We start from the raw sequence: 3442 nt of genomic DNA, 5'->3' as shown, positions 1-3442 counted from the left end.
AGATTGGTCTACTTTTTAAACAAGATACTAGTAATTAGAATGTTAGTAGGAATAGCAGCCACACATCTCCTATTTCACAGTACAACCTAAAAAATTAACGCTTAAAAAAAGAACATTATTTCATAAGCTTTTAGCTATAGGGTGCGAAATAGCGTTATTTGACGAGCAAAGCAGAAAAAATCAATGCAAACAAAAATCCCCAGCAATGCGCGATCACATCACTGGGGATTTTTTCATCAATATAAAACCTAAGTCAGCTTAAGTTACTTTTTATCCGACTTTTCCTTATACATTTCTTCAATTTCATCTTGGTATTTGTCATTGATGACTTTACGACGAAGTTTTTGAGTTGGCGTTAACTCACCATCATCCATAGAGAAAGCTCTTGGTAACAATTTAAACTTCTTCACTTGTTCAAACTTTGCCAACTCTTTTTGAAGATCGTTCACACGCTTCTCAAGCATTTCGACCACCTGGTGGTGCTTAATCAACTCAACGCGATCGTGATATTTGATATTCAGCTCTTTCGCGTACTCTTCTAGCGAGTCATAACAAGGCACGATAAGCGCAGAAACAAACTTACGAGTATCCGCAATGACTGCGATTTGCTCGATGAAGTGGTCTTTACCAATCGCACCTTCAATCATTTGTGGAGCGATGTATTTACCACCTGAAGTTTTCATCAACTCTTTGATACGATCGGTGATGAACAAGTTGCCATTTTCATCAATGTAACCAGCGTCGCCCGTTTTTAGAAAACCGTGCTCATCAAAGGTCTTTTCCGTCTCTTCTGGCATTTTGTAATAGCCACGCATCACCATTGGACCACGAACCAGAATCTCGTTGTTTTCGCCGATCTTAACCTGTGCGCCAGGCATCGACATACCAATAGAGTCGGGGTTAAAACATTTATCATCCCAACACGATACTGTCGCCGTGGTTTCAGTCATGCCGTAGCCCAACTTAACGTTGATACCAATCGCATGGAAGAATCGACCGATGGTTTCATCCAGCTTTGCACCACCACAAGGCATAAAGTTGATTTGCCCGCCAAGTAGCGCACGCAGTTTGCTCAGAACCAACTTATCCGCCAAAGCGTATGACTTACGCAGCAAGAGCGATGGCTGACGTTTTTCTTGATGACAAGCGGCCATTTTTGCGCCCATGTTGACTGCCCAAGTAAACATGATCTTACGATGAATCGGCGCGCGAGACACTTTCTCGTGAATCGCAGAGAAGATCTTCTCATAGAAACGCGGTACGGCACACATCACGGTAGGTCGCACCTGGCTCAGTGCATCACGTACTTGCATGGTGTCTTGCAAATAGCAGTTGGTCGCCCCTTTGTACAATACATAAAAGGTCCAAGCGCGCTCAAATACGTGTGACAACGGAAGGAAACATAATGACACGTCACTTTGAGAAAGGCTCAAGCGCTGATCGTGCCCTTCCAATTGCGCCGCAATGTTTGCGTAGTCCAACATAACGCCTTTTGGCTGGCCTGTTGTACCCGAGGTGTAGATGAGCGTGAGTAGATCATCTTCTTTTGCCTGATCTAAACGCGCATCCAATTCAACTTGATATGTAGTGTCGCCTTTGGCAACAAATGCTTGCCAAGAGATAACGAAATCATGATCGCCAAGTTCTATATCATCAGACATCGCAACAATGAGCTCTAACTGTTCGCACTGGTCAAAAATGCTCACTGCTGCATCAAATTGAGGCTGTTCACCAACAAACAGAACTTTGACGTCTGCATTGTTGATGATGTACGCCGACTGAGCGGCAGTATTGGTTGGGTAAATAGGTACTGTCACGCTGCGTAATTGCAGTGCTGCGATATCAGCAATCGTCCATTGCGGCATGTTGTTCGAGAAAATGCCGATCTTATCTTGGACTCCTAATCCCTGAGCCAAAAGTGCAAGTGATAAAGCATCAACTTGCTGACCAAATTGCGTCCACGTAATACCTTGCCACTCCTCACCCACTTTATGCTCGAGTGCAACGCGTGTACCACCGTTCGCAATTTGTTCACGAATACGTTTAACGATATGAAAATCTAACTTGGCCATTCTTTTACTTACCTTTTGGCTTACAGGCGTAAGCTAATTGAGCGAACAAGTGTACTCACGGCTTGCTAAAACGCAACTGACCAGTATCAAACTTATCACTAATAAGAGACAACTATCACTTATACGTCGCGAACGTACCTCAAATTGCTGAATGATTACTCTATTTAACTTACTGTTTCGATTGTTGATTACGAAAACAAAAAGCCCCGAGAGACAAAAATCGCTCGGGGACCAATGAATTGTAAAAATTGATGATTACCAATATGGTCTAATCGAGAAGACCAAACGTCATCTTATTTTGCGGCAACGACTTCACCACAAGTGATCATCAGTTGATCGCGCAGCCAAATGTGGCCTTTATCTTTTTCGCTTGATTCATGCCAGCTTAAGAAGCCGCTGATTTCTTTGTTCGCAAATGGGAAATCAAGAATTTGCAGTTGATCGCTGTTTACCGCATTTTCCGCCATCCAACGTGGTGCAATAGTCACAAGCTCAGATTGACCCACCACGTATAGTAGGTTGCTTAAACTAGAACCTTCATACGCCGCTTGGCAATCCAGTTCACGGTACGCTTGCTCTGAGAAACTACGTTGGCCATGCACTTTCGATAACTTCGCATGCTTTTCGTTAAGCAGTTGCTCAGCCGTCACACCACCTTGAATGCGTGGGTGTGTTTTTGATGCGATAACCACTAATTCATCTTTGAAGATTTCAGTACTTGAGAAACCTTGCTCATCAAAACGAGCGTAGTCGATCACGAAATCAATTTCTTGGTAGCGCATACGCTCAGACAACAAACGGTCAAATTCTGCATCTAGGTGAAGCTGAACGTTTGGTGCTTGTTGATTCACTTTTGCCATGATCTTCGGAGCAAAACGCATGTCGCAAGGGCTGCAAATCGCAAGCTTGAATAAGCGAGTCGAAGATTCTGGTTGGAATACAGAGCTAGGAAGTTCATTGCGAATCAGCTGTAGTGCTTGGCGAATAGGGCCAAACAGTTGACGTGCTCGTTGCGTAGGCTGAATACCACGGCCTTGGCGCATGAATAGCTCGTCGTTAAACATCACTTTTAAGCGTGCCACGGCGTTACTTACCGCCGGCTGAGACATGCCTAGGTTATGTGCTGCACGAGTAATATTTTGCTCTTGCATTACAGCATCAAATACAGTCAGTAGGTTTAAATCTACACCACGCAAAGTGCTTTCCATACGGTAGCTAGCAATTGCGCTCATCGCGTCTTTCTTCTCTAACATTGAGTGCGCCTCTTTTGTAATCGTCAACTTTGTTCATTAAATTCATAACGAATAGAATCCCATCTCGCACAAAAGACGGCGGCTGGATTCGAATCATTTTACGAATAGATAACCTAA

The 3442-nt window shown here is 43.8% G+C and carries 2 protein-coding genes; both read right to left on the bottom strand.

Annotation, left to right across the window (positions count from 1 at the left end; all coding sequences use genetic code 11):
* Positions 1-263: 263 nt before the first annotated feature.
* A complete protein-coding gene (locus CAG68_RS03885; RefSeq protein ID WP_086046512.1) occupies positions 264-2072 on the bottom strand; it encodes an AMP-dependent synthetase/ligase in 1809 nt (602 codons plus the stop codon).
* Positions 2073-2365: 293 nt separating this feature from the next.
* The gene (gene calR, locus CAG68_RS03880) at positions 2366-3325 is read right to left on the bottom strand and encodes a LysR family transcriptional regulator CalR (protein WP_005379693.1); all 960 of its coding nucleotides are present in this window, start codon (positions 3323-3325) and stop codon (positions 2366-2368) included.
* Between the last annotated feature and the right edge of the window lie 117 nt (positions 3326-3442).

The organism is Vibrio sp. V42_P2S4T144, assembly GCF_009904715.1.
Classification (GTDB): Bacteria; Pseudomonadota; Gammaproteobacteria; order Enterobacterales; family Vibrionaceae; genus Vibrio; species Vibrio alginolyticus.
The sequence above is the reverse complement of the archived record's forward strand: the minus strand, read 5'-3'. Positions and strand labels throughout refer to the sequence as shown.